Origin of the sequence: Amycolatopsis sacchari (assembly GCF_900114035.1) — a bacterium.
GTDB lineage: Bacteria > Actinomycetota > Actinomycetes > Mycobacteriales > Pseudonocardiaceae > Amycolatopsis_E > Amycolatopsis_E sacchari.
This window is the reverse complement of the sequence record NZ_FORP01000003.1, coordinates 112,679-137,476: the sequence shown is the minus strand read 5'-3', so window position 1 is coordinate 137,476 and position 24,798 is coordinate 112,679. Positions and strand designations below refer to the sequence as shown.

Here is a 24,798-nt window from a genome sequence, read left to right as displayed (position 1 = left end):
CCACTTTGCGGCCGCCCAGCGTCCGCTGTCAAGCACGGAGGGCATACCCTGGTACACCGTGCTGGTACTCGCCATCGACACCTCGACGCCTGCGGTCACCGCCGGACTGGCGACGCTGGCGGGCGCCGACGTCTCCGTGCTCGCCGAGCGCGTCACGATCAACCCCCGCGCGCACGGGGAACTGATCACCCCGCACGTGCTCGACGCCGCCCGCGAGGCCGGTGTCACGCTGCGCCAGGTGGACGCGATCGTCTGCGGGGTCGGCCCCGGCCCGTTCACCGGTCTGCGCGCGGGCATGGCCACCGCGGCCGCGCTCGCCCACGGCCTCGGCGTGAACGCGTACCCGGTGTGCAGCCTCGACGCGATCGCCGCAACGGCACAGGCGGGTGAGCCCTTCCTCGCCGTCACGGACGCCCGGCGCCGCGAGGTCTACTGGGCGGCGTACGACGCCGACGGCAACCGCACCGACGGCCCCCACGTGCAGGCTCCGGAGCCGCTCGGGCTGTCCGTCGCCGCGGGTGACGGCGCCCTGCTCTACGCCGAGAAGCTCGCCGTCCGGACCATCGACCCGCGCTACCCGACCGTCGCCGGTCTCGTCGCCGCGGCGCGCCCGGCGTTCGACGCCGAGCCGGCCCCGCTGACGCCGCTGTACCTGCGCCGCCCGGACGCGACGGAGCCCGGCGCGCGGAAGCGGGTGATGGCGTGAGGCTGGTTGCTCCTTTCGCTGGGGTGCGGCCTTCGGCGGGCCGGGTTGGCGTCGGCGGCGGTGAGCCGGGGGTGCGGTGCCTGGCTGCGGGCGGCGCGGAGCCCGGCGCGCGGAAGCGGGTGATGGCGTGAGGCTGGTTGCTCCTTTCGCTGGGGTGCGGCCTTCGGCGGGCCGGGTTGGCGTCGGCGGCGGTGAGCCGGGGGTGCGGTCGCTGGCTGCGGTGGCGCCTGAGGTCGGGGCTGGGCTCGATGTTCGGTCGTGTGTCGTGGATGCTCCTTCCGTGGAGCCGGGCGTGCGACGCCTGGCTGTCGCGGGTACCGGCGGGACGGCCGGGGCCGGGAAGCGGGTGGTGGCGTGAAGATCGCCCCGCTGCGGCGCAAGGACATCCCGCGGTGCGTCGAGATCGAGCGGCAGCTGTTCGCCGGTGACGACCCCTGGAGCGCCCGCGCCTTCCACTCCGAGCTCGACGCCGGCGGCTACTACCTCGGGGCGTACAACGACGACGACGAGCTGGTCGGGTACGCCGGGCTCGCCACCGTCGGCCGTCCCGGCGACTTCGAGTCCAGCGTGCACACCATCGGCGTCGACGAGGCGTATCAGGGCCAGGGCATCGGGACCGCACTCCTGCGTGCCCTGCTGGCCAAGGCCGACGAGCTGCGCGCACCCGTCTTCCTCGAGGTCCGCACTGACAACGACCGCGCGGTCGAGCTGTACACCCGGCACGGGTTCACCCGCATCGGCCTGCGCAAGCGCTACTACCAACCCTCGGGCGCCGACGCCTACACCATGAAGCGCCCCGCCCGTTCCGCACAGGAGGTCGGCTGATGTCCCGGATCATCATGGGCATCGAGAGTTCCTGCGACGAGACCGGCGTCGGCCTGGTCCGGTTGCACGACGACGGCACGGTCGAGCTGCTGGCCGACGAGGTGGCCTCCAGCGTCGACCAGCACGCGCGCTTCGGCGGCGTCGTCCCCGAGGTGGCCAGCCGCGCCCACCTCGAAGCGATGGTGCCCACCGCCAACCGCGCGTTCGAGAAGGCCGACCTCAAGCTGTCCGATGTGGACGCGATCGCCGTCACCGCGGGACCGGGGCTCGCGGGCGCGCTGCTCGTCGGGGTCTCCGCGGCCAAGGCCTACTCGGCCGCGCTCGGCGTGCCGCTCTACGGCGTGAACCACCTCGCGGGGCACATCGCCGTCGACACGCTCCAGCACGGCCCCTTGCCGAAACCGTGCCTGGCGCTGCTGGTCTCCGGCGGGCACACCCAGCTGCTGCGGGTGGACGACATCGCCACGAGCATCACCGAACTCGGCTCCACTGTGGACGACGCCGCGGGCGAGGCCTACGACAAGGTGGCCCGCGTGCTCGGCCTGCCCTACCCCGGCGGCCCGCCCATCGACAAGGCCGCCAAGGAGGGCAACCCGGAGGCCATCGCGTTCCCGCGCGGCATGACCGGGCCGAGGGACGCGAAGTTCGACTTCTCGTTCTCCGGGTTGAAGACCGCCGTCGCCCGGTGGGTCGAGGGCGCAGAGCGCCGCGGCGAGGAGATCCCGGTCAACGACGTCGCGGCGTCTTTCCAGGAGGCCGTGGCCGACGTGCTGACGGCCAAGGCGGTGCGTGCGGCGAAGGAGTCGGGCATCGGCACGCTGGTGATCTCCGGTGGGGTCGCGGCCAACTCCCGCCTGTCCGGACTCGCGCGCGAACGCTGCGAGGCCGCCGGTATCGAGCTGCGCGTGCCGCGGCCGCGGCTGTGCACCGACAACGGCGCGATGATCGCCGCGCTCGGCGCGCACGTGGTGGCCGCCGGAGTCGGTCAGTCCAGTTTGGACATCTCCGCGAACCCGGCGCTGCCTGTCAACATCGTCTCGGTCTGAGTTCCCCTGCATGCCTTAGACGGTCCCACGCGGGCGGACCGGCGCGGAAGTGCCGATCCGCCCGCCTGTGGACAACTGGGGTCCTGTGGACAACTCAGGGGCGCTGGATCACGACGTCCTCGGTCTTGACGTACGCGACCCGGTGCCCGAACTGGATCTGCACGTAGTTCGTCTCCCCGCGCACCACCACGTGCGTGGCCGGGTCGAACGTCGTCGACCAGTAGTACTCCGACGGCAGCACCGGCCCGGCGGCGTACTTCTGCCCCGCCGCGAACGTGTACTGCAGCGGCGTCAGCTCCTGCGGCGTGATGTTCGCCGGGTACGCGGACGCCTCCGGGTACGCCCGCCCGTACACGGGCACGCTCGCCAGCCCCGGCTTCGGCGTCACCACCTGCCCCAGCGCGGGCACCGCCGCCGCGCTGCGGAACCACCCCTTCTGACCCAGGAACCAGATCGCCGTCCACTCGCCACGCACCTCGGCGACCGCGTACTGCTGCCCGGCCGAAGCCCGGCTGCCCACGTCCGAGACGTCCATCGTCGACGCCGAGCCGCCGGGGTGCAGTCCCGGATCCGGCAGCAGCGGGGCGTCGTCCCGCGGTTCGGTGCGCAGGATGACCGCCGAGGACCCCCGCAGCGTGCAGGCCGCGCCCGCGCTGTCGCAGCCGGTGAAGCCGGGCTGGTTGGTGGCGAAGTCCGGCCGGATCGTCACCAGCCCGGTGCTCTGCCGCGCCCAGCTGCGCAGGGGAGCGCCGAGCAGGTCGAAGTAGTGGCTCCAGTCCCAGTAGGGGCCCGGGTCCCAGTGCATCCCGGCGACCGTGGACGGCAGCGTGCCGGGGACGTTGTCGTGCCCGAGGATGTGCTGCCGGTCCAGCGGGATGCGGTACTTGTCGGCGAGGTAGCGCACCAGTTTCGCCGACGTCCGGTACACCGCCTCGGTGTACCAGGTGCCCTGCGCGGCGAAGCCCTCGTGCTCGACGCCGATGGACTTCGCGTTGACGTACCAGTTCCCCGCGTGCCAGCCCACGTCCTTGGTCAGGATGTGCTGCGCGATGTGCCCGTCCGTGGAGCGCAGCGTGTAGTGCCAGCCGAGGTACGTCGGGTCCTGCACCAGGCCCAGCGCCGCGTCGTAGGTGCACTCGGTGTCGTGGATGACGATGTGCGTGATCTGCTGGCTCTGCGGGCGTTCGGCCTTGTCGTAGTTGCCGTAGTCGCCCGCGCCGGAGCCGGTCTGCTGGTAGGGCGCCGGGATCCACTCCGCCGACACGTCCGAGGGCGCCTCGACGTCGCCGCGCGCGCACGCCGGCAGCTCGAGCGAGCGGAGCTGGCCGCGGGCGGGGGAGACCTTGGTGGCGGCGAGCCGGACGGACTGCCCGTCGCCGGTGACCCGGCTCGCGCCGCCGCTGATCGTGCGGAAGACCTCGTCGGCGAAGAACGCCGCCGCGTCGGAGTCGGTCGCGCCGCTGTACCGGGCGACGGCGCCGTACCAGTCCGCCGGGTTCGTGCTGCGGACGCCGAGTTCGCGTTGGTAGTGCGCGAGCACCGCGGCGCCGCCGCGGATGTTCTGCGTGGCGTCCGTGCGCAGGGCCTCCGGGTGCTCGCCGGTCAGCTCGGCGGCGAGGTCGACCGTCTGCAGCGCCGGGACGGGCGTCGCGTGCTGCGGCTCGACGGGACGCAGCACGGCTCGGGCGAGGTCGCCGCGGGGGTCCTCGGTGCCCTTGTCGTGGTGGCTGCCGCCGGCGGCGACGGTGCGGACGTCGGTGAGGTGCATCGGCCCGAACCCGGCGCCCGTGCTGGGCGAGCCGCCGTGGGACTCCCAGCGGGACTGCAGGTACGAGACACCGAGCAGGACCTGCTCCGGCACTCCGAACTCCGCGGCGGCCGCGGCGAACGCCCGCTGGCGCGCCTGGTCGGCGGCGACGTCGGCCCCGGCGGTCCCGGGAGCGGCGGCCGCGAGCCCGGCGGTCCCGGCGGCTGCGGCCCGGAGCACGGTGCGACGGCTGAAGGGGTCCATGAAATCTCCTCGCGTGCGGACGACGCGAGAAACCTACACACCACGCGCGTGGTCGGGCAGAGTCTTTCGGCGAATCGTGCCCGTTGGTTCAGTCGAGAGGGCCGGGTTCGGGACGTTCGCCGAATTCCCGCCGCGCGGCGAGGATGTCGGCGGTCCTCGCCTCCGCCCAGCTGCCGAGCATCGTGCACAGGTCGCCGATCTCCGTGCCCAGCGCGGTGACCGACTACTCGACCCGTGGCGGCACGGTGGGGTAGACGTCCCTGCGCACCAGCCCGTCGCGTTCCAGCAGGCGCAGCTGGTTGAACCGCATCGGTTCCCCGGCGCCGCGCAGCGAACTCAGCACGAGGAGCGTCCACTTGTTCCCCAGCGTCTCGAGCACCGCGCTGGCCGCGAAGCCGCCGAGTCTCGACCACGTGCACGCGGCGGCCCTGCCGTTCGCCGGACTGGTCGAGGCGGGCCGGGTGCGGGTGCACGTGGCGCGGGTGCTGCCGCTGGCCGACGCGGCGAAGGCGCACGAACTCAGCGAGACCGGGCGCGTGCGCGGGAAGATCGTGCTGACGGTGTGAAAGAAGCCCCCGGCCCGAGTGGGTGGGCCAGGGGCTCCTCCGGGCTCAGCAGCCGGTCAGCACTTGCCGCAGCAACCGCACGACGAACCGGAGCACGAGCTGCAGCAGTTGCATCCACTCATGTGGAGAACACCATCCCTTCGGGTCCGACCCGGGCCGCGTTTCAAGGTAGGCAGCGGCCCGGGTGACCTGGAACCGCCCAACGAGTGACGACTCCGTCACTCACAGCAGCTCGGTCCGGCACGACAGCCGCCGCCCCACGTCTTCGAGCGCTTTCGCCAGCGCGTCCCGGCCGTTCTTCCGGTGTCCCCGGCCGACCGTGTAGGGCGCGAGCCAGCCGGACAACCCACGCGCGAGGTTGTACGTGCGGTGCACCACCCGCGCGCCCACCGGGTCCTCGCCGACCTCGAACCTGCCGCACCACCACCACTGCCCGCGTGCCTCGACCCAGCCCTGCTCGCGGTTCACGTCGACGCGGAGCGGGACGGGGGCGTTCGCGAAGGTCGCTTCGACCGCGTCGAGCAGGGTCGTGCGCACCTGCGCCACGGGCGCGTACACCAGGCCGGTGTGTTCGTCGAGGACTCTCACGTCACCTCCGGGACTTCGACCGAGTATGCCCACTTCAGGGCATTATGGGGAGGCGGAGCGCACCCTCCTTGCGCGTCTAGCACTCGCGTGGCTAGAGTGCTAATTGCACGGCACCGCACACGCCCCGGCACCCGCGACGGCGGGGGTGGTAGGCGCCAAGACAGTAAGTACCTGCCAACGCTTTCGACGACCCGTGGAGGTCAACCCGGTGAGCGTGAACATCAAACCGCTCGAGGACAAGATCGTTGTCCAGACGAGCGAGGCCGAGGAGACGACGGCTTCCGGTCTCGTCATCCCCGACACCGCTAAGGAGAAGCCCCAGGAGGGCAAGGTCCTGGCCGTGGGCCCGGGCCGCGTGGACGACAAGGGCAACCGCATTCCGGTGGATGTCAACGTCGGCGACGTGGTCATCTACTCGAAGTACGGCGGCACCGAGGTCAAGTACAACGGTGAGGACTACCTGATCCTGTCCGCTCGCGACGTGCTGGCCGTCGTCAACTGACACCGGCTCAAGCGTCGAACGCCCCGGGCCCCGCACCAAGCCGGGGGCCGGGGCGTTCTGCGGTCTAGAGAGGACCCACATGCCTAAGCAGATCAACTTCGACGAGGACGCTCGTCGAGCGCTCGAGCGCGGGGTGAACAAGCTGGCCGACGCCGTCAAGGTCACCCTTGGCCCGCGTGGGCGGCACGTCGTGCTCGACAAGAAGTTCGGCGGCCCGACCATCACGCTCGACGGCGTCACCGTCGCGCGCGAGATCGAGCTGGAAGACCCGTTCGAGAACCTGGGCGCGCAGCTCGCGAAGAACGTGGCGACCAAGACCAACGACGTCGCCGGCGACGGCACCACCACGGCCACCGTGCTGGCGCAGTCCCTGGTGCGCGTGGGCCTGCGCAACGTCGCCGCGGGCGCGAACCCGACGGCGCTCGGCCGGGGCATCGAGAAGGCGGCCGAGAAGGTCGTCGAGGTGCTCAAGAGCAAGGCGACCCCGGTCAAGGGCCGCGACAACATCGCGCAGGTCGGCACGGTCACCTCGCGGGACGCCACGATCGGCGCCCTGCTGGGCGAGGCCGTGGAGAAGGTCGGCGAGGACGGCGTGATCACCGTGGAGGAGTCCTCCACGCTGGCCACCACGCTCGAGATCACCGAGGGCGTGCAGTTCGACAAGGGCTACATCTCGGCCCACTTCGCGACCAACCCCGAGGAGCAGCGGGCGATCCTGGAGAACGCCCTCGTGCTGCTGCACCGCGAGAAGATCTCCGCGCTCGCGGACCTGCTGCCGGTGCTGGAGAAGGTCGTCGAGGCCAAGCGCCCGCTGCTGATCATCGCCGAGGACGTCGAGGGCGAGGCCCTGTCCACGCTGGTGGTCAACTCGCTGCGCAAGACCATCAGCGCGGTCGCGGTGAAGGCGCCGTTCTTCGGTGACCGCCGCAAGGCGTTCCTGGACGACCTCGGCGTCGTCACCGGTGCCCAGGTCGTGTCCTCCGAGCTCGGCATGAAGCTGTCCGAGGTCGGGCTCGACGCGCTGGGCTCGGCCCGCCGCATCGAGGTCACCAAGGACACCACGACCATCGTGGACGGGGCGGGCACCAAGGCCGACATCGACGCGCGGATCGCCCAGATCCGCAAGGAGATCGAGACCACCGACTCCGACTGGGACCGCGAGAAGCTGCAGGAGCGGCTGGCCAAGCTGGGTGGCGGCGTCGCCGTCGTCAAGGTCGGTGCGGCCACCGAGACCGAGCTGAACGAGCGCAAGCACCGCATCGAGGACGCCGTGGCTTCGACCAAGGCGGCCGTCGAGGAGGGCATCGTGCCCGGCGGTGGCTCGGCGCTGGTGCACGCGGTCAAGGAGCTGGACGACCTCGGGCTGTCCGGTGACGAGGCGACCGGCGTGAAGATCGTCCGCGACGCGCTCACCGCGCCGCTGTTCTGGATCGCCACCAACGCCGGCCTCGAGGGCGCCGTCACGGTGTCCAAGGTGCAGGAGCAGGGCTGGGGCCACGGCCTCAACGCCGCCACCGGCGAGATCACCGACCTGCTCGCCGCCGGCATCGTCGACCCGGTCAAGGTCACCCGCTCCGCGGTGGCCAACGCCGCGTCGATCGCCCGGCTCGTGCTCACGACGGAGAGCTCCGTGGTGGACAAGCCCGCCGAGGAGGACGAGTCCGCGACCGGGCACGGTCACGGGCACGCCCACTGAGACGGAAGTACCGGGAAGGGGCGGTTTACCCGATCGGGTAAACCGCCCCTTTTTCTGCTCACGCTCCGGAAACAGTGCACGCGCGTGCACCGGAAATCGCGGCGCGAAAAAGGGCGGCACCCCGTCGGGTGCCGCCCTTTTTCACTCCCCCTCACTGGCCGGAAAGACTGAACTGCCGCTTGTCGTTCCTGAGGATGCTCTCCCGTTCGGACTCGGAAAGCCCACCCCAGATCCCGTACGGTTCGTGCACGGCCAGCGCGTGCTCGCGGCACATCCGCAGGACCGGACAGGTCTGGCAAATCGCCTTCGCCCTGGCTTCCCGCCGGGCCCTGGCAGGCCCCCGCTCCCCGTCGGGGTGGAAGAAAGCCGCGCTGTCCATCCCTCGGCAGGACCCCTCCAGCTGCCAGTCCCAGATATCGGCGTTCGGGCCTGGAAGCCTCCGCGTGTCTGCCATCGTCACCGCCTCCGCTGTTTCGGTCGGATCCCCTCGGTGTCGCACTCCGACTACTCCATTCGGTGCAACGGCGGTAACGTTAGAAGCGCGCCAATAGTTGTTCAAGGGAAAAGATCGGATTCATCCATTGGATATCCCCCGCTAGCGTGAGAATGGGTTCGGTCGCAGGTCAGGGCGCATAAGTTCCGAGTTGCTGGGTAGCCATGCCTCCCTGATATTGGAACGAATGGACCACGCAGGGGAGACAGAGCCGACGATGCCGGTCGCCGCGGTGGCCCGTCGCCTCGGCGTCGCGCCGGCCACCCTGCGGACCTGGGACCGCCGCTACGGGCTCGGCCCGAGCAGGCACACCGGCGGCAAGCACCGCCGCTACGGTCCCGCCGACATCCGCCGCCTCGAACTGATGCAGCGCGCGCTGCTGCGGGGCGCCTCCACCGCCGAGGCAGCGCGGTTCGCCAGGGAGGCGTCGGTCGAGGACGCACCAGCGGCGGCCGTGCAACCCGCCCGCGCCGAGCCCGACCGGTCGGTGGCGCGGCGGTTGCGGACGGCCGCGCTCGCCATGGACGGGGCGGCGACGCAGCGGCTGCTGGCGGACGCGATCGCGAGCGCCGGCGTGCTGGTCGCGTGGGAGAACGTCATCGAGCCCGTGCTCAGCGCCTTCGGTGCCGGCTGGGCGGGCAACCACGCCGGGGTGGAGGGGGAGTACCTGCTCGCCGAGGCCGTCCTCGGCGCGCTGATCCGGGCAACACCTGTGCTCGGTTCGCCCCGGAACTCCCGCCCCGTCCTGCTGAGCGGCGTTCCCGACGAGCGGACGAACCTGCCGCTGTACGCGCTGGCCGCGTGCCTCGCCGAGCGCGGGATCGCCAGCCAGCTGTTCGGCACCCCGCCGCCCGCGGACGTGCTCGCCGTCGCCGTCCGGCGCAGTTCGCCCGCCGCCGTGGTGCTGCGTGCCCAGCGCAGCACCGTCGCCGACGGGCGGCTGTTCCCCCGCGTCGCGCGGGGACGGCAGCGCAGCCGGGTGTTCGCGTGGGGCCCGGGGTGGGCCCAGACGCCCCTGCCCGAGCAGGTCGAGTTGCTGCCCGACCTGCGTACGGCCGCCGAGCGCATCGAATATGTCCTACTGGGTCGCTAGGGTCTTCCGGCGTGGACGTCGAGGAGCTGCGCCGCGCCGCGTTCGGTGACGCCCCGGTGCTGCCGCCGGGCGTGCCCGGATCGCCGCGCGCGGAGCTGCTGTGCGCGATCGTGCTCGGTGCCCAGGGCCGGTACGCGGCCGCCGCGACGTTGCTCCGCGCGCTCGGCCGCGGCCCTGATCCCGTCCTTTCTTCTCTGGCGTTGTCCACCTTCGCCTCGCACCGGCGGCAGCTGGGTGGGCACCAGGCGGCCTTCGCGTTCGACGGCGCCGCGCTCAGGCTCGTGGCCGGAGTGGCGGGGGAGCCCGATCCGGACGGGCTCGACGCCGACGGGGCGAGGGCGGACGCGCTGCTCGGGCTCGCCGCCGACAACCTCGGTGTCGGCAGGCTGCCCGTCGCCAGGCGGCTGCTGGCCAGGGTGCGCCCGCGCGGCTGGCGGTCGGAGGTGCGGCTGGGCTGGGTCACGGCCGAGATCGAGCTGGCGTCCGGCCGGGCGGCCGAAGCGGTCGCGCCGGCCGAGGCCGCGCTGGCGCTCGCCGCCGCCGCGGGCGCGCTCCGGCACGTCACGAAGTCGCAGCTCGTCCTGGCCGCGGCGCTCGGCGCGACGGGAGAACGGGAACGAGCGCTGCACCTCGTGGTCGAAGCCCTCGGCGTGTCGGAGGAATTCGCACTACGCTCCCTGAGTTGGCCCGCCGGGCTGCTCGCCGCGGAGCACGGCGCGGATGTGCCTGCACGGGATCGATCCAGGGTCGACGCGGTACTGCACGCTGTGTTACTACGAACTGATCCGGACGGGAGGCGGCTGGCGCGTGACTCGCCATGGGTGCCGGCGTGACGCCGGTTGGAGCACTCGAGGCGCCCATACCGACATCCGGGCGAAGATCTTCCAAAAAAAGCCACCGGATCGTGTCAAGGTGCGGCCTAAAGCGTCCGATAGGGGATATGGAAGGTCACCCGGCTGCAGGAAGGAAACCCCGTGACTACGGTCTTGATCTGCGACGACCGACGCAGTGTCCGCGAAGGGCTCACCCGCGTGATGTCTGCTGTCCCCGGCGTCAGTCGCATCGACTGTGTAGCGCACGGTGACGAGTTGCTGGCCAGGTATTCGCGGCAGCCGGTGGACGTCGTCCTCGTCGGCACCCAGCGCGCGATGCCTGCCGGGGTCGAGGCGACTCGGCGGCTGGTGTCCGCCAATCCCCAGGCGAACGTGATCGTCTTCGGCGCTCCCGACGATGCCAGCAGCATCGCGGCGGCGATCGCCGGTGGCGCTCGCGGGTACCTGAGGTGGGACGCCTCTCGCCCCGAGCTCGTGGCCGCACTCGCGCACACCCTCGCCAGCACCTCGGTCCCGGCGCCGCGCCAGCCCGCCGACCCCGGTGTGCAGCTCACCGAGCGCGAGCTGCAGGTGCTCCGCGGGATGAGCCAGGGCAAGAGCAACGGCCAGATCGGCCGTGAGCTGTACCTCTCGGAGGACACCGTGAAGACGCACGCGCGGCGGTTGTTCCGCAAGCTCGGCGTCCGCGACCGCGCTCAGGCGGTGGCTCACGGGTTCCGCCGGGGCCTCGTTTCGTGACCGGTGCTTTCCCGAGCATCTTTCATGTTGTAGGCTTCGCTGGTCGTTGAATTATTGAACACCTTTCAAGCCGCTCGTCGGCGCGTTCCGGGTTTTCGGGGCGCGCCGAAAGCGACCGTGCACGAGCTATGTCGGGGCCGGGCGGTACGGTGGGCATCACCGGTGCGAGGGATGTGGATGCCGCGCGCCGTCATTTTGTACGCCTACACGTAACGCTGGGACTGTTGTCTGCGATGGCCACTGTGGGGGACGGACTGGAGGAGTCGGTCGCCGCTGCCGTCGAGGGAGATCCTCAGGCAGTGGAGCGGCTGCTGGCCGCCATCCGTCCTCTCGTGGTGCGGTATTGCCGCGCCAGGGTAGGCCGGCAGGAGCGTTCGTTCGCTTCTGCGGACGACGTAGCTCAGGAGGTGTGTCTCGCGGTGCTCACGGCCCTGCCTTCGTACCGTGACCAAGGACGCCCGTTCCTGGCCTTCGTCTACGGCATCGCCCAGCACAAGGTGGCCGACGCGCATCGGGCCGCCGTCCGCAACCGGGCCGAGCCGGTGGCCGAGATCCCCGACGAGATCGAGGGGGACATCGGTCCCGAGCAGCATGCCCTGCAGGGGGAGTTGAACGAGCGGATGGCCCAGCTGCTGCGAGTGCTGCCGGACAAACAACGCGAGATCGTGGTGCTGCGAGTGGTCGTGGGCCTGTCCGCGGAGGAGACCGCCGAGGCGGTCGACTCCACGCCGGGCGCCGTCCGCGTCGCCCAGCACCGGGCTCTCGCGCGGCTCCGCAAGGCGCTGGCGTCCGAGGAGGTGGCCTGAGTGACCGACCGCGACAGCCGGGACGAGCTCAGACGCGAGCTGGGCGCGTTCACGTTCGACGACGAGACGATGAGCGCGTCGCAAGCGGCGTTCGAGGCGGACCTGTCCGCTGTGCACGCCGACGACGCGCTGCTGGACGCGCTCGGCGGCTCCGATCCCAAGGTGGCCGACGGGCTCGGCGACCAGGAGCTGAACGCGCTGCTGCTGGCGTGGCGGCGTGACATCGACAGCGAACCGCTCGCCGAGCTGGTGGACACCGAAACCGCCGTGACCACGGTCAAGACGGCGGCGCTGGCGAAGCGGCACGGGCACAAGGCCCGCAAGCGGCGCGTGCTGGTGCCGGTCGCGGTGGCCGCGGCGGTGCTGGCCATCGCCTTCAGCGGGACCGGGCTCGCGGCGCGGGACGCCCAGCCGGGCGATGCGCTGTGGGGCCTGACGAAGGTCCTGTACTCCGACCACGCCCGCTCGGTCGAGGCGGCCTCCGCGGCCCGCACCGACCTGCAGCAGGCGAGCATCGCGTTGTCCCAGGGCCGCATCGCCGAGGCGCAGCAGGCGCTCGCCGAGGCGGCCGCGAAGCTGTCCCAGGTGTCCGCGGAGGACAACCTGGCCCAGCTCATGCGGGAGCACCAGCAGCTGACGCAGCTGCTGCAGAACCCCGGCACCTCGACGGCACCTCCGCCGTCCTCGTCGCAGTCGTCCGTCGCGTCGTCGGCGTCGTCCACGACGCAGCCGCCGAGCAAGCCGAGCAGCACGTCCGTCGTGCCGCCTCCGCCGTCGTCGTCGAGCACGCCGACGTCGTCGGAGACTCCGAGCTCGACGCCGCCGACCACGGAGAGCAGCTCCTCGTCCGCAGGTGGTGACACCGCCGGCGGGTCGACGATCCGTTACGACTCCTCGCCCGACAGCGGCACCGGCGGTCAGCAGCCCGCGGGGGTCGACCCCAGCGGCGGCTGATCCCAGGCACGCGAAGAGGCCCGGCTCGCAGGAGCCGGGCCTCTTCGCGTTTCCGGAGGTCTCAGTACGCGCTTTCGGTGGCGGTCACGCCGTCGGCGAACCCGCGGCAGTAGTCCCAGCTGACGTAGTCGGCGGGGTCGGGGTCGAACGCGGGCTCGTGCGGCCGCATCCGGCCGTCGGCGAGCAGCTGTTCGAGGCTGGCGCGCAGCAGGTGCCAGTCGTGGTAATGCGGTTGGTCACATTCGCCGCAGTCCACGACGATGCCGCGCACCCCGCGCGGCTCCAGCAGCGCCTGGTAGACAGCCAGGTCCGACAGGTCCGCGAGCAGCTCGGTGCGGGCCTGCGAGTCCATGGGTTCCACCAGGTCATCGCCGGGCTCGGCCAGATCCCTCGCGGGGTCGTCCGGGTCGTCGGCGAACGGGTCCGGGGGCAACACGTCGTGCGGCACGGCCTGCACGGTACCGGGCGGGGGTGGGGAGCTGTCCAGATACCATCGACAAGGAGTTCTCCGATCCGCCGAGGAAGGTCTGCCACCAGCCATGACGAGCGAGTTCAACCCGGAAGACAAGTTCGCGATGCTGGGCCTGACCTTCGACGACGTGCTGCTGCTGCCCGCCGAGTCGGACGTCGTGCCGAGCGAGGTGGACACCACCACGCGGCTGTCCCGCAACATCACCCTGCGCATCCCGCTGATCTCGGCGGCGATGGACACCGTCACCGAGGCCAGGATGGCCATCGCGATGGCGCGCCAGGGCGGGATGGGCGTGCTGCACCGCAACCTGCCGATCGACGAGCAGGCCGCCGCTGTCGAGGTCGTGAAGCGGTCCGAGGCCGGGATGGTCACCGATCCGGTGACGTGCTCGCCCGACGACACGCTCGCCGAGGTCGACGCCCTGTGTGCCCGGTTCCGCATCTCCGGCGTCCCCGTCACGGACGCGTCGGGCACGCTGGTGGGCATCATCACCAACCGCGACATGCGGTTCGAGGTGGACTACAGCCGCCCGGTGAGCGAGGTGATGACCAAGCAGCCGCTGGTCACCGCGCAGGTGGGGGTCACCGCGGACGCGGCGCTCGGGCTGCTGCGCCGGCACAAGATCGAGAAGCTGCCGATCGTGGACGGCGCGGGCAAGCTGCGTGGCCTGATCACCGTCAAGGACTTCGTCAAGACCGAGCAGTACCCCAACGCGACCAAGGACCCGGACGGCCGCCTGCTGGTCGGTGCCGCCGTCGGGGTCGGGCCGTCGGGGCACCAGCGCGCGATGGCGCTCGCGGACGCGGGCGTGGACGTGCTGATGGTCGACACCGCGCACGGGCACTCCCGCGCGGTCGTCGAGATGGTCTCGACGCTGAAGAAGGAGCTGGGCGACACCGTCGACATCGTCGGCGGCAACGTCGCGACGCGGGCGGGCGCGCAGGCGCTGGTCGACGCGGGTGCCGACGGCGTGAAGGTGGGCGTCGGGCCGGGCTCGATCTGCACCACCCGCATCGTCGCCGGCGTCGGCGTGCCGCAGATCTCCGCGATCTACGAGGCCGACAAGGCGTGCCGCCCGGCCGGGGTGCCGGTGATCGGCGACGGCGGCATCCAGTACTCCGGTGACATCGCGAAGGCGATCACCGCGGGCGCGTCCAGCGTCATGCTGGGCAGCCTCCTGGCGGGCACCGCCGAATCGCCCGGTGACCTGATCCTGGTCAACGGCAAGCAGTTCAAGGCCTACCGCGGCATGGGCTCGCTCGGCGCCATGCAGTCGAGGGACGGGCGGAAGTCGTACTCGAAGGACCGCTACGCGCAGGACGACGTGCTGAGCGAGGACAAGCTGGTGCCGGAGGGCATCGAGGGGCGCATCCCGTTCCGCGGCCCGCTCGTCAACGTCGTGCACCAGCTCGTCGGCGGGCTGCGCGCGGGGATGGGCTACGCCGGTGCGAACACGGTCGCGGACCTGCAGCAGGCGCAGCTGGTGCGGATCACCTCGGCCGGGCTCAAGGAGAGCCACCCGCACGACATCACGATGACCGTCGAGGCGCCCAACTACACCGCCCGCTGACGGGCGAGCACAGACACGAGAGGGGATCCGCAGGTGCGGGATCTGGTCGAGATCGGCATGGGGCGTACCGCGCGGCGCGCGTACGACCTCGACGACGTGGAGATCGTCCCGTCGCGCCGGACGCGTTCGTCCGCGGTGGTGTCCACCGCATGGCAGATCGACGCCTACCGGTTCGACCTGCCGCTCGTCACGCACCCGACGGACGCGATCGTCTCGCCGGCCACCGCGATCGAGATCGGCAAGCTCGGCGGGCTCGGCGTGCTGAACGCCGAGGGCCTGTGGGCCCGGCACGCCAACGTCGAGCAGGCGATGGCCCGGCTCATCGACACGGTGAAGGACGAGGACCCGACGGCTCTGGTCCGGGTGCTGCAGGAGCTGCACTCGGCACCAGTCCAGCCCGAGCTGCTGGCCGAGGCGCTGGGCAAGGTCCGCGAGTCGGGCGTGACGGTCGCGGCGCGGGTGAGCCCGCAGCGCGCGGCGGAGCTGACCCCGCACCTCATCGCGGCGGGGGTGGAGATCCTCGTCGTGCAGGGCACGATCATCTCGGCCGAGCACGTGTCGGGTGACGCGGACCCGCTCGACCTCAAGGAGTTCATCGGCGGTCTCGACGTGCCGGTGATCGCCGGCGGCACCGCCGACTACCGGACCGCCATGCACCTGATGCGCACGGGCGCGGCGGGCGTGATCGTCGGGCACGGGTACACCCCGGGCATCACGAGCACGGACCGCGTGCTGGGTATCGGCGTGCCGATGGCGACCGCGATCATCGACGCCGCGGCCGCCCGGCGGGACTACCTCGACGAGACCGGCGGCCGGTACGTGCACGTCCTGGCCGACGGCGGGATGACGGCGTCGGGCGACATCGCCAAGGCGATCGCGTGCGGTGCCGACGCGGTGATGCTGGGCGCTCCGCTCGCGGCGGCCGCCGAGGCACCGGGCAACGGCCTGTACTGGACGGCGGCGGCCGCGCACCCGTCGTTGCCGCGCTCGCGCGTGGCCGCGGGCCCGGACTACGAGGTCGATCTCAAGACGCTGCTGTACGGCCCGTCGTCGGACGCCGAGGGTGCGATCAACCTGTTCGGCGCGCTGCGCCGGGCGATGGCGAAGACCGGTTACTCGGACCTCAAGGAGTTCCAGCGCGTCGGACTGACGGTCCGCGGCTGACTCATCGGTAACTTACTCCTGGTCAGGAACGCGGCCCGGCGTTACAGTTTTATGTGTGACCGCGGGTAACAGCAGTGCAGCTGACTATGACGTGATCGTGGTCGGGTCGGGCTTCGGCGGCAGCGTCGCGGCCCTCCGGCTCACCGAGAAGGGCTACCGGGTGGCCGTCGTCGAGGCGGGCCGCCGCTTCGCCGACGACGAGTTCGCCAAGACGTCCTGGGACCTCAAGCGGTACCTGTGGGCGCCCGCGCTGGGGTGCTTCGGCATCCAGCGCATCCACCTGCTCAACGACGTCATGGTGCTCGCTGGAGCCGGGGTCGGCGGCGGTTCGCTGGTCTACGCGAACACGCTGTACCGGCCGCTCAAGCCGTTCTACCGGGACCGGCAGTGGGCGCACATCACCGACTGGGAGAGCGAGCTCGCGCCGCACTACGACCAGGCCAGCCGGATGCTCGGGGTGGTCACGAACCCCACCGTCACCCCGTCCGACGTGGTGATGCGCAAGGTCGCGCGCGACATGGGGGTCGAGGACTCGTTCCACCCGACGCCCGTCGGGGTGTACTTCGGCAAGCCGGGGGAGCGGGCGGCGGACCCGTACTTCGGTGGTGCCGGCCCGGCCCGCACGGGCTGCACCGAATGCGGCTCGTGCATGACCGGTTGCCGCGTCGGTGCGAAGAACACGCTGGTCAAGAACTACCTGTACCTCGCGGAGCAGGGCGGCGCGAAGGTCATCCCGCTGACCACTGTGGACGCGATCCGGCCGCAGGCGGACGGGTCGTGGGTCGTCGACATCCACAAGACCGGCACGAAATCGCGCCGGTTCCGGCACAGCCTCACCGCCGGTCAGGTCGTGCTCGCCGCGGGCACGTGGGGCACGCAGCAGCTGCTGCACCGCATGCGGGACGAGGGTGTGCTGCCGAAGCTCTCGCCCCGCTTCGGCGAGCTGACGCGCACGAACTCCGAGGCGATCATCGGCGCCGGGCGGCTGACCGTCGACCCCGAGCAGGACTTCAGCCGCGGGGTGGCGATCACGTCGTCGATCCACCCCGACGAGAACACCCACATCGAGCCGGTGCGCTACGGCAAGGGCAGCAACGCGATGAGCCTGCTGCAGACGATCGCGACGGACGGCTCGCTCCCGACGCCGCGGTGGCTGCAGGCGATCAAGACCATCGTGCGGAACCCGGTCCAGTCGCTGCGGCTGCTCAACGGCTACCGCTGGAGCGAGCGGACCGTGATCCTGCTGGTGATGCAGAGCCTGGACAACTCGATCACGACGTTCACCAAGCGCGGGCTGTTCGGGCGGCGGAAGTACACCTCGAAGCAGGGGCACGGCGAGCCGAACCCGTCGTTCATCCCCGCCGGGCACGAGGCGAACCTGCGCACGGCGGAGCACATCGGCGGCGTCGCGGGCGGGACGTGGGGCGAGATCTTCGACATCCCGCTGACCGCGCACTTCATCGGCGGCGCGCCGATCGGCACCGACCCCGGGGACGGTGTGATCGACCCGTACCACCGGGTGTTCTCGTACCCGACACTGTCCATCGTGGACGGTACGGCGATCACGGCGAACCTCGGCGTGAACCCGTCGCTGACGATCGCCGCCCAGGCGGAGCGGGCGTTTTCGTTCTGGCCCAACAAGGGCGAGGCCGACCCGCGCCCGCCGCAGGAGGAGGGCTACCGCCGGCTGGAGCGGGTCGCGCCGAAGAACCCCGCCGTCCCGGCGGAAGCCCCTGCCGCGTTGCGGTTGCCGCTGGTGGGTTAGGCCCGGGACGCCGCGCGGCGGACGAGGAACGCGGCCGGGACGAGGGCGAGCGCGCCCGCGATCTGCGTCGCGGCGAACCACAGTGGCAGGGCGCCGGGGATGGCGTCGAGGGCGATGACCGCGATCGGCACGACGACCACGATGATCCGCACCCGCACGTAGGCCCAGCGCGCTCCCCGGCCGGCGAGGACGGTCAGCCAGTACGTGACCGCGGCGCTCGCGACCATCCCGATGGTCCGGCCCCACTCGAACGAACTCGCCTCGTGGCCCATGACCGAGAGGACGACGACCACCACGAGCACGGCGACAGCGAACGCGCCGTAGACGGCGACGAACTTCTTCACGTTTTCCATGGCGTCGACGCTAGGAAGCACGCGGCCACCCCGGTATGGGTCTGGACCTACGGCGGGGTGGGGCTGGACCCACTTCCGCGCCGATCCGCTGGGTTCCGGCTCGCGGGTGCCGCACAGTGGAGACATGCGGAAGTGGTTGGTGAACGCCTGCGCCGGGTTCCTGCGAGCGGGTGCCGTGCTGGTGGTGAGCATGCTGGTGCCCGCCGTGTGGGCGGCCGCCGTGGGCGTGTGGTTGTGGTGGGGCGGCAACCCGTGGTCGTGGATCGGGCCGTTCGTGCTGGCCTGCGTCGCGACGTTCGCCTTGTCCCGCCCGGTTTGCCGGATGTTCCGCGCGCTCGTCGCGCGGTGGACGGGCACGGTCGTCCCCGGCGGGTACCGGGAGGCGCCTCCGGTGGTGCGGTTGTCCACCGGGTACTGGTGGAACGGGTCGTCCTACTCGCGCACCAGCAAGGAGGCGAGGGAGGACCAGGAGCTGCGGCTGCGGTGGACCGACCCGGCGACGTGGCGGGACGTGCGGTTCACCGTCATCGCACCGCTCACGGCCGGGCTGGTCGCGGCCGTGCCGGTGGCGGGGGTCGTGGTGGCGGTGCTCGGGTTCGGCTGGTTCGTGACCATCGCGGGCGTCGTCGTCGCCGTCGCGTCCGCGCCCTACGCCTGGCGGCTCGCCGAGCCCGTGGCCGTGCGCTTCCTCCGCCCGTCACCCGCGATGCGGGTCGACGAGCTGACCGCGCGGCAGGCGGACACGACCGTGGCGCAGGCGGCGGAGATCCGGCGCATCGAACGGGATCTGCACGACGGGGCGCAGGCGCGGCTGGTCGCGCTCGGGTTGTCGCTGGCCACCGCGGAGAAGCTGATGGAGACGGATCCGGAGCAGGCCAAGGCGCTCCTGCGGGACGCGCGCGCAGGCGCCGCGACCTCGTTGAGCGAGCTGCGGGAGCTGGTGAGGGGTATCAGCCCGCCGGTGCTGACCGAGCGGGGACTGGCCGACGCCGTGCGTGCGCTGGCGCTGGACAGCCCCCTCGAAACGGACGTGACGGCCGACGTCCCGCCGCGCCTCGACCCGCCGATCGAGGCCGCCCTCTACTTCGGCGTCGCCGAGCTGATGACGAACGCGGTCAAGCACGCCAAGGCGGACCGGGCGCGGATCTCCCTCAGCGGGGACGACAACGGCATCGTGGTCGAGGTCGAGGACAACGGCCGGGGCGGGGCCGGCGTGGACGCCGGCGGCGGGCTCGCCGGGCTGCGGAGGCGGCTCGCCGTGTTCGGCGGCACGCTCGAGATCACCAGCCCGGCGGGCGGTCCGACGCTGGTGAGGATGATGGTGCCATGCGGATCGTGATCGCCGAGGACCTCTACCTGCTGCGTGATGGGATGGTCCGGCTGGTCGAGGCGTACGGGCACGAGGTGGTCGCGACGGCGAGCACGGGACCGGAAACGCTCGACGCGCTGCTGGAGTGGCGGCCTGATGTGTCCATTGTGGACGTCCGGATGCCGCCGTCGCAGACGGACGAGGGGTTGCGGGCGGCGCTCGCGGCACGCCGGGAGGTGCCGGGGCTGCCGGTCCTGGTCCTGTCGCAGCACGTCGAGCAGCTGTACGCCCGCGAACTCCTCGCCGACGGGTCCGGTGGCGTCGGCTACTTCCTCAAGGAGAGCGTGTTCGAAGCCGACCAGTTCATCGACGCGCTGGAGCGGGTCGCCGGTGGCGGGACCGCGATGGATCCCGCCGTCATCGGCCGGCTGCTCGCCGGCGGGCCGTCGAACCGGCGGCTCGAACGACTCACCGAACGCGAGCACTCCGTGCTGAGCCTGATGGCCGAGGGCCTGTCCAACCAGGCCATCAGCCGCAGGCTCTTCCTCTCCGAAAGCGCCGTCAGCAAGTACACGACCTCGCTGTTCGGCAAGCTCGGCCTCACCGACGACGACAACGGCAACCGCCGCGTCCTGGCCGTCCTCGCCTACCTGAACAGGGCTTAGAGCTCGATGCCGGTGAACACCGTGACGCGCTCCTCGGTGAGGTCGTGCATCGCGGCGAGCACGCCTTCCCGGCCGACCCCGGAGCCCTTCACCCCGCCGTAGGGCATCTGGTCCGCCCGGTACGACGGCACGTCACCGACGATCACGCCGCCGACCTCCAGCTCGGCCGACGCGCGGAAGGCCAGCTGGACGTCGCGGGTGAACACGCCGGCCTGCAGCCCGTAGGCAGAGGCGTTCACCGCCGCGAAGGCCTCGTCCGCACTGTCCACAACGGACACCGCCAGCACCGGGCCGAAGATCTCCTCCGCCCACGCCTTCGCGTTCGCCGGGACGTCGGTGAGTACGGTCGGCTCCACCGTCGCGCCCTTGCGGGAACCACCGGTGAGCACCTTCGCGCCACCCGCGACCGCTTCGTCGACCCACGCGACGATGCGTTCCGCCGCGGCCTCGTCCACCACCGGACCCACATCGACCGTCGCGTCGTACGGGTCGCCGGTCTTGAGCCCGCGCACGGCGTCGAGCAGTGCCGGGACGAACTCGTCGGCCACCGCGCGCTCCACGATCACCCGCTGCACCGCGATGCACGACTGCCCGGCCTGGTAGTTGCCGAACGTCGCGATCCTCGCCGCCGCGCCCGGCAGGTCCGGCCAGTCGGCGAGGACTACGGCCGCGGCGTTGCCGCCCAGCTCCAGCACGACGTGCTTGCGGGGCGCGGCCTCCGCCAACGACCAGCCGACGGGGCCGGAGCCGGTGAACGAGACCACCGGCAGCCGCGGGTCCGCGACCAGCTTCGCGGTGTCCTCGTTGCCCAGCGGCAGCACCGAGAACACGCCCTCCGGCAGGCCCGTCTCGGCGAGCAGCTCACCCAGGATGAGCGAGGACAACGGCGTGCGCGGCGCGGGCTTGACGATGATCGGCGCGCCGACCGCGAGCGACGGCGCGACCTTGTGCGCGACCAGGTTCAGCGGGAAGTTGAACGGCGCGATGCCCAGCACCGGACCACGGGGGACCCGGCGCACGAGCGCGAGCCGTCCTTCGCCGCCCGCGTCGGTGTCGAGCCGCTGGACGTCGCCGGTGAACCGCCGCGCCTCTTCGGCGGCCAGCCGGAACACGGAGATCGCGCGCTTCACCTCGACCTCGGCCCACTTGAACGGCTTGCCGTTCTCCGCGGTGATGACCTCGGCCAGCTCCTCGGCACGTGTCGCGAGCCCCCGCGAGACGTGGTCGAGCGCGGCGGCCCGGACGTGGGCGGGGGAGCGGCGGAACGCGGGGGCGACGGCGGCCGCCGCGGCGACCGCGCGCTCCACCTGGTCCGGCCCCGGCACGGCGACGGTGGCGACCTCGCTGCCGTCGAACGGGTGCGTGACCTCGAGCGTGCCGCTGCCCTGCTCGGCGCGGCCCGCGATCCAGGCGGGCCGGGGCTCCGGCGTGATGGTGTCCATGCGTCCAAGGTAAGCCCGGGGCCCCGGGGCGGGGCCGGGGGCGTCGTGGCGTAGCTCACCTGGGACGATGGGGGTACCGACTTTTCGCCCCGAGGAGGTTCCGGGTGCCCACTCCGAGCGGTCCGGTCATCGTCGTCGACTTCGGCGCGCAGTACGCGCAGCTGATCGCGCGGCGGGTCCGCGAGGCCCAGGTCTACTCCGAGGTCGTGCCGCACACGGCAGGCGTCGAGGAGATCATGGCGAAGGATCCCGCCGCGATCATCCTGTCCGGCGGCCCGGCGAGCGCGTACTCGCCCGACGCGCCCGGCATGGACCCCGAGCTGGCCAAGCAGGGCGTGCCGATCTTCGGCATCTGCTACGGCTTCCAGGTGCTCGCGCAGGCGCTCGGCGGCACGGTCGAGGCCACCGGGTCCCGCGAGTACGGCCGCACCGAGGTCAAGGTGGACGCCGACGGCGGCGTGCTGCACCGCGAGCTGCCCGCCCGGCACCAGGTGTGGATGAGCCACGGCGACAGCGTCACGAAGGCGCCGCCCGGGGCGGCGGTCACCGCTTCCTCCGACCGCACGCCCGTCGCGGCGTTCGAGAACCCGGAGGAGCGCTACGCCGGGGTCCAGTACCACCCCGAGGTGCTGCACTCGCCGCACGGCCAGGAGGTGCTGCGCCGGTTCCTGCGCGACATCGCGGGCATCCGTCCTGAGTGGACGACCGCGTCCATCGTGGACGAGCAGATCACGAAGATCCGCGAGCAGATCGGTGACGGCCGCGCGATCTGCGGCCTGTCCGGCGGGGTCGACTCCGCGGTCGCCGCGGCGCTCGTGCAGCGCGCGATCGGCGACCGGCTCACGTGCGTGTTCGTCGACCACGGCCTGCTGCGGGCGGGCGAGCGGGCGCAGGTGGAGCGGGACTTCGTCGCCGCCACCGGCGTCAACCTGGTGACCGTCGACGCGCGGGAGCGGTTCCTGGACGCGCTGGCCGGGGTGACCGACCCCGAGCAGAAGCGCAAGATCATCGGCCGCGAGTTCATCCGCGTGTTCGAGCAGGCCGAGCGCGACCTCAAGGCCGAGGGGGACTACCGGTTCCTGGTGCAGGGCACGCTGTACCCGGACGTCGTCGAGTCCGGTGGCGGCGCGGGTGCCTCCAACATCAAGAGCCACCACAACGTCGGCGGCCTGCCGGAGGACCTGCAGTTCGAACTGGTCGAGCCGCTGCGGCTGCTGTTCAAGGACGAGGTGCGCCGGGTCGGGCTGGAGCTGGGCCTGCCGGAGACGATCGTGCACCGGCAGCCGTTCCCGGGGCCGGGGCTGGGCATCCGCATCATCGGCGAGGTGACGGCCGACCGGCTGGCGACGCTGCGCGCGGCGGACGCCATCGCCCGCGAGGAGCTGACCGCGGCCGGGCTGGACCGCGACATCTGGCAGTGTCCGGTGGTGCTGCTCGCGGACGTGCGCTCGGTCGGCGTCCAGGGTGACGGGCGGACCTACGGGCACCCGGTGGTGCTGCGTCCGGTGTCCAGCGAGGACGCCATGACCGCGGACTGGACCCGCCTGCCCTACGACGTGCTGGAGCGGATCTCGACGCGCATCACCAACGAGGTGGCGGAGGTCAACCGCGTCGTCCTCGACGTGACGAGCAAGCCCCCGGGCACCATCGAGTGGGAATGAGAAAAGGGCCGGTCCCCCGCGGACCGGCCCTTTTCCCCTCTCCCCGTCAGTCCCTGCGACCCCCGCGCAGGGACGCGCCCAGCATCAGCACCCCGAACAGGATCGCCCCGCCCGCCAGAACCCACCGCAGGTCGAACGACGGCAGCCAGGTCGCGCCGTCGGTCAGCGTGTAGGCCGAAGCCACCAGGGTCGCGAGCCCGATCAGCAGGGTGAACACGTCCACCCCGCGCCGCCGGGGACGCTGTTCCGTCGTCGTCTCGTCGTACTCAGCCACGGCGCACCTCGATGTTTCCCGCTCCCTGCGAAACCTTCAGGTCCAGCTGCAGCCCTCCGGTGCCGTCGGTGCCCAGGTCCTGCCCGATGATGGCGGGACGCCCGAGGCCGTCGCTGTGGCGGCCGAGGCAGTCGACGTTCCCGGCGGAGCTCTCGCACTCGAACTGCACGTCGGCGGTCTCCGGCACGAGGATCGTGCTCTGCCCGGCGCCGAGGCGGACCTCGGTGGTCACCGGCGTGTCCGCGGGCAGCGCGGTCAGGTCGAGCCGCAGGTCACCGGCGGTCTGCTCGTACCGGGGCAGCACCTCGGCCGCGGTCCTGGGCGCGGCGTCGACGTTGCCGAAGCCGCCCGAGTAGTCCGCCACCGGCACCGACGTCAGCACCACCCCGGCGATGGACAGCGGCACCGCGAGCGCGATGAGCCCGCGGCCGCCCCTGGCGAACGCCCCGCTCACCAGGCCGATCCCGAGCACACCCAGCACCAGGCCGATGATGTGCGGCGCCGAGAACCAGCCGATGCCCGCCGCCGCGGCCGCCGCTCCCGCACCGGCGACCAGCAGCGCCACCCCGAAGGTCGCGATGCCGACCTTGGACCGCGGCCGTTTCGGCGCGGGCGGTGCCGGTGGTGGCGGGGTGTAGGCGGGCGCCGGCTCCGGCAGGTCCCACGCGAGCGGGGCCGCGCCGAGCGGGTCCGTGGTGGACGTCGCCGGTGACGGCGTGGACATCGGGTACGTCATGGTCTCCTCCGCGGGTGCGACCGGCCGGTTCTCGTGGCCGCGGCTTCGGTGCAGCAGGTAGAGCGCGGTGACCAGCAGGGCGAGGCCGATGATGCCGCCGCCCTCGAACCAGCCCCAGCTGCCGGAGAACGCCCAGCTCACGACCGGGAAGAACGCGATGACCAGCACGATCGTGAACGCCTTCGACGTCGCGCTGCGGCCCCGCCCGAGCAGCGCCTCGAACGGCGAGACCTGGTCGCCCTCCCCGGGGAACAGCAGCCACCCCAGCAGGTACAACGCCAGGCCGATGCCGCCGAACACGCTCGCCGCGACGAACGCCACCCGCACGACCACCGGATCGAGGCCGTAGCGGTTGCCGATCGCGGCGGCCACTCCCGCCACCTTGCGACCGCGCAACGGCCGCTGCGGCCTGCTGGTCCAGAAGTCCTTCACGGTGTCTTCGAACCCGCTCAGGCCGTGGACCTTGTTCTGGTCTGTCCCGCCACTCATGCCAACGAGCATCCGCCGCGGCCGCCGCCCGCACATCCGGG

Annotated in this window: 26 protein-coding genes; 17 read left to right on the top strand and 9 right to left on the bottom strand. The window is 71.9% G+C overall.

What is annotated here, in order from left to right:
* Nucleotides 1-58: 58 nt before the first annotated feature.
* The 3 genes from tsaB to tsaD all read left to right on the top strand — a co-directional run bounded on the left by tsaB (nt 59) and on the right by tsaD (nt 2,577).
* Entirely contained in the window at nt 59-706 is a 648-nt protein-coding gene (gene tsaB, locus BMZ92_RS07355) for a tRNA (adenosine(37)-N6)-threonylcarbamoyltransferase complex dimerization subunit type 1 TsaB (RefSeq protein ID WP_091504971.1), read from the top strand.
* Nucleotides 707-1,060: 354 nt separating this feature from the next.
* Nucleotides 1,061-1,531, top strand: a complete 471-nt coding sequence (rimI, locus tag BMZ92_RS07350; RefSeq protein WP_091504970.1) for a ribosomal protein S18-alanine N-acetyltransferase — start codon at nt 1,061-1,063, stop codon at nt 1,529-1,531.
* The gene (gene tsaD, locus BMZ92_RS07345; protein ID WP_091504969.1) at nt 1,531-2,577 is read left to right on the top strand and encodes a tRNA (adenosine(37)-N6)-threonylcarbamoyltransferase complex transferase subunit TsaD; all 1,047 of its coding nucleotides are present in this window, start codon (nt 1,531-1,533) and stop codon (nt 2,575-2,577) included. The genes rimI and tsaD overlap by 1 nt, the downstream gene beginning before the upstream one ends.
* A 94-nt stretch (nt 2,578-2,671) precedes the next feature.
* Here the strand turns inward: tsaD and BMZ92_RS07340 are convergent, their stop codons facing one another.
* Together BMZ92_RS07340 and BMZ92_RS38060 are read right to left on the bottom strand one after the other, a co-directional pair.
* Complete coding sequence (locus tag BMZ92_RS07340; protein ID WP_091504968.1) at nt 2,672-4,588, bottom strand: N-acetylmuramoyl-L-alanine amidase; 1,917 nt, start codon at nt 4,586-4,588, stop codon at nt 2,672-2,674.
* Nucleotides 4,589-4,811: 223 nt separating this feature from the next.
* Nucleotides 4,812-4,931, bottom strand: coding sequence for a winged helix-turn-helix transcriptional regulator (locus BMZ92_RS38060; RefSeq protein ID WP_245782949.1), 120 nt, complete (start codon nt 4,929-4,931; stop codon nt 4,812-4,814).
* Nucleotides 4,932-4,944: 13 nt separating this feature from the next.
* Between BMZ92_RS38060 and BMZ92_RS38780 the strand changes: the two genes are divergently transcribed.
* Entirely contained in the window at nt 4,945-5,154 is a 210-nt protein-coding gene (locus BMZ92_RS38780; protein WP_143249815.1) for a zinc-binding dehydrogenase, read from the top strand.
* 222 nt (nt 5,155-5,376) lie between these two features.
* Here BMZ92_RS38780 and BMZ92_RS07325 read toward each other — a convergent pair whose 3' ends face one another.
* Entirely contained in the window at nt 5,377-5,742 is a 366-nt protein-coding gene (locus tag BMZ92_RS07325; RefSeq protein WP_091504967.1) for a hypothetical protein, read from the bottom strand.
* A gap of 208 nt (nt 5,743-5,950) precedes the next feature.
* Here BMZ92_RS07325 and groES point away from each other — a divergent pair, with 208 nt between their 5' ends.
* Together groES and groL are read left to right on the top strand one after the other, a co-directional pair.
* Nucleotides 5,951-6,244, top strand: a complete 294-nt coding sequence (gene groES, locus BMZ92_RS07320; RefSeq protein WP_026153773.1) for a co-chaperone GroES — start codon at nt 5,951-5,953, stop codon at nt 6,242-6,244.
* A gap of 79 nt (nt 6,245-6,323) precedes the next feature.
* Nucleotides 6,324-7,940: a chaperonin GroEL gene (gene groL, locus BMZ92_RS07315; RefSeq protein ID WP_091504966.1), complete on the top strand. Its 1,617-nt coding sequence runs from the start codon at nt 6,324-6,326 to the stop codon at nt 7,938-7,940.
* A 151-nt stretch (nt 7,941-8,091) separates the two neighbouring features.
* Here groL and BMZ92_RS07310 read toward each other — a convergent pair whose 3' ends face one another.
* The gene (locus BMZ92_RS07310; protein ID WP_091505205.1) at nt 8,092-8,394 is read right to left on the bottom strand and encodes a WhiB family transcriptional regulator; all 303 of its coding nucleotides are present in this window, start codon (nt 8,392-8,394) and stop codon (nt 8,092-8,094) included.
* A 226-nt stretch (nt 8,395-8,620) separates the two neighbouring features.
* Here BMZ92_RS07310 and BMZ92_RS07305 point away from each other — a divergent pair, with 226 nt between their 5' ends.
* From BMZ92_RS07305 to BMZ92_RS07285, 5 genes are all read left to right on the top strand, one after another.
* On the top strand, nt 8,621-9,526 hold the full coding sequence (locus BMZ92_RS07305) for a MerR family transcriptional regulator (protein WP_245782948.1): 906 nt from the start codon (nt 8,621-8,623) through the stop codon (nt 9,524-9,526).
* Between the two features lie 11 nt (nt 9,527-9,537).
* A complete protein-coding gene (locus BMZ92_RS07300; RefSeq protein ID WP_091504964.1) occupies nt 9,538-10,359 on the top strand; it encodes a hypothetical protein in 822 nt (273 codons plus the stop codon).
* A gap of 141 nt (nt 10,360-10,500) precedes the next feature.
* Nucleotides 10,501-11,097, top strand: a complete 597-nt coding sequence (locus BMZ92_RS07295) for a response regulator transcription factor (protein ID WP_027940930.1) — start codon at nt 10,501-10,503, stop codon at nt 11,095-11,097.
* A gap of 233 nt (nt 11,098-11,330) precedes the next feature.
* A complete protein-coding gene (locus tag BMZ92_RS07290; protein WP_091504963.1) occupies nt 11,331-11,903 on the top strand; it encodes a sigma-70 family RNA polymerase sigma factor in 573 nt (190 codons plus the stop codon).
* The gene (locus BMZ92_RS07285) at nt 11,904-12,857 is read left to right on the top strand and encodes an anti-sigma-D factor RsdA (protein WP_245782947.1); all 954 of its coding nucleotides are present in this window, start codon (nt 11,904-11,906) and stop codon (nt 12,855-12,857) included. It abuts the gene before it with no gap.
* Between the two features lie 61 nt (nt 12,858-12,918).
* Here the strand turns inward: BMZ92_RS07285 and BMZ92_RS07280 are convergent, their stop codons facing one another.
* Complete coding sequence (locus BMZ92_RS07280) at nt 12,919-13,314, bottom strand: DUF5319 domain-containing protein (RefSeq protein ID WP_177228575.1); 396 nt, start codon at nt 13,312-13,314, stop codon at nt 12,919-12,921.
* A gap of 82 nt (nt 13,315-13,396) precedes the next feature.
* Between BMZ92_RS07280 and guaB the strand changes: the two genes are divergently transcribed.
* Genes guaB through BMZ92_RS07265 form a run of 3 tightly spaced genes read left to right on the top strand, consistent with a single transcriptional unit; the run spans nt 13,397 to nt 17,828 of the window.
* Nucleotides 13,397-14,899 (top strand): IMP dehydrogenase, encoded by a 1,503-nt coding sequence (gene guaB, locus BMZ92_RS07275; protein ID WP_091504962.1) that lies wholly within the window; start codon nt 13,397-13,399, stop codon nt 14,897-14,899.
* Nucleotides 14,900-14,932: 33 nt separating this feature from the next.
* On the top strand, nt 14,933-16,063 hold the full coding sequence (locus BMZ92_RS07270; RefSeq protein ID WP_091504961.1) for a GuaB3 family IMP dehydrogenase-related protein: 1,131 nt from the start codon (nt 14,933-14,935) through the stop codon (nt 16,061-16,063).
* Nucleotides 16,064-16,118: 55 nt separating this feature from the next.
* Nucleotides 16,119-17,828, top strand: coding sequence for an FAD-dependent oxidoreductase (locus tag BMZ92_RS07265; RefSeq protein ID WP_091504960.1), 1,710 nt, complete (start codon nt 16,119-16,121; stop codon nt 17,826-17,828).
* Here BMZ92_RS07265 and BMZ92_RS07260 read toward each other — a convergent pair.
* On the bottom strand, nt 17,825-18,181 hold the full coding sequence (locus BMZ92_RS07260) for a hypothetical protein (protein ID WP_177228574.1): 357 nt from the start codon (nt 18,179-18,181) through the stop codon (nt 17,825-17,827). The genes BMZ92_RS07265 and BMZ92_RS07260 overlap by 4 nt on opposite strands.
* A 124-nt stretch (nt 18,182-18,305) precedes the next feature.
* On the opposite strand from BMZ92_RS07260, the gene BMZ92_RS07255 reads away from it, so the two are divergent.
* Nucleotides 18,306-19,520 carry a sensor histidine kinase gene (locus BMZ92_RS07255; protein WP_091504959.1) on the top strand — a complete coding sequence of 405 codons (1,215 nt, stop codon included), beginning with the start codon at nt 18,306-18,308 and terminating at the stop codon, nt 19,518-19,520.
* Nucleotides 19,508-20,155 carry a response regulator transcription factor gene (locus BMZ92_RS07250; protein WP_091504958.1) on the top strand — a complete coding sequence of 216 codons (648 nt, stop codon included), beginning with the start codon at nt 19,508-19,510 and terminating at the stop codon, nt 20,153-20,155. Before BMZ92_RS07255 ends, BMZ92_RS07250 begins: the two co-directional genes overlap by 13 nt.
* Here BMZ92_RS07250 and BMZ92_RS07245 read toward each other — a convergent pair.
* Nucleotides 20,152-21,597 carry an aldehyde dehydrogenase family protein gene (locus BMZ92_RS07245; RefSeq protein ID WP_091504957.1) on the bottom strand — a complete coding sequence of 482 codons (1,446 nt, stop codon included), beginning with the start codon at nt 21,595-21,597 and terminating at the stop codon, nt 20,152-20,154. The two genes, BMZ92_RS07250 and BMZ92_RS07245, sit on opposite strands and share 4 nt — an antisense overlap.
* A gap of 104 nt (nt 21,598-21,701) precedes the next feature.
* Here BMZ92_RS07245 and guaA point away from each other — a divergent pair, with 104 nt between their 5' ends.
* A complete protein-coding gene (gene guaA / locus BMZ92_RS07240; protein WP_091504956.1) occupies nt 21,702-23,258 on the top strand; it encodes a glutamine-hydrolyzing GMP synthase in 1,557 nt (518 codons plus the stop codon).
* Nucleotides 23,259-23,304: 46 nt separating this feature from the next.
* On the opposite strand, the gene BMZ92_RS07235 is transcribed toward guaA, so the two are convergent.
* Both BMZ92_RS07235 and BMZ92_RS07230 read right to left on the bottom strand, forming a co-directional pair.
* The gene (locus BMZ92_RS07235) at nt 23,305-23,532 is read right to left on the bottom strand and encodes a hypothetical protein (RefSeq protein ID WP_091504955.1); all 228 of its coding nucleotides are present in this window, start codon (nt 23,530-23,532) and stop codon (nt 23,305-23,307) included.
* Nucleotides 23,525-24,757 (bottom strand): PspC domain-containing protein, encoded by a 1,233-nt coding sequence (locus BMZ92_RS07230; protein ID WP_245782946.1) that lies wholly within the window; start codon nt 24,755-24,757, stop codon nt 23,525-23,527. The genes BMZ92_RS07235 and BMZ92_RS07230 overlap by 8 nt, the downstream gene beginning before the upstream one ends.
* Between the last annotated feature and the right edge of the window lie 41 nt (nt 24,758-24,798).

Coding starts and splice junctions, on each gene's coding strand:
- tsaD (WP_091504969.1), top strand. CDS start 1,531: ATGTCCCGGATCATCATGGGCATCGAGAGTTCCTGCGACGAGACCGGC.
- BMZ92_RS07340 (WP_091504968.1), bottom strand. CDS start 4,588: ATGGACCCCTTCAGCCGTCGCACCGTGCTCCGGGCCGCAGCCGCCGGG.
- groL (WP_091504966.1), top strand. CDS start 6,324: ATGCCTAAGCAGATCAACTTCGACGAGGACGCTCGTCGAGCGCTCGAG.
- BMZ92_RS07310 (WP_091505205.1), bottom strand. CDS start 8,394: ATGGCAGACACGCGGAGGCTTCCAGGCCCGAACGCCGATATCTGGGAC.
- BMZ92_RS07305 (WP_245782948.1), top strand. CDS start 8,621: ATGGACCACGCAGGGGAGACAGAGCCGACGATGCCGGTCGCCGCGGTG.
- BMZ92_RS07290 (WP_091504963.1), top strand. CDS start 11,331: ATGGCCACTGTGGGGGACGGACTGGAGGAGTCGGTCGCCGCTGCCGTC.
- guaB (WP_091504962.1), top strand. CDS start 13,397: ATGACGAGCGAGTTCAACCCGGAAGACAAGTTCGCGATGCTGGGCCTG.
- BMZ92_RS07260 (WP_177228574.1), bottom strand. CDS start 18,181: ATGGAAAACGTGAAGAAGTTCGTCGCCGTCTACGGCGCGTTCGCTGTC.
- BMZ92_RS07255 (WP_091504959.1), top strand. CDS start 18,306: ATGCGGAAGTGGTTGGTGAACGCCTGCGCCGGGTTCCTGCGAGCGGGT.
- BMZ92_RS07250 (WP_091504958.1), top strand. CDS start 19,508: ATGCGGATCGTGATCGCCGAGGACCTCTACCTGCTGCGTGATGGGATG.
- BMZ92_RS07245 (WP_091504957.1), bottom strand. CDS start 21,597: ATGGACACCATCACGCCGGAGCCCCGGCCCGCCTGGATCGCGGGCCGC.
- BMZ92_RS07230 (WP_245782946.1), bottom strand. CDS start 24,757: ATGAGTGGCGGGACAGACCAGAACAAGGTCCACGGCCTGAGCGGGTTC.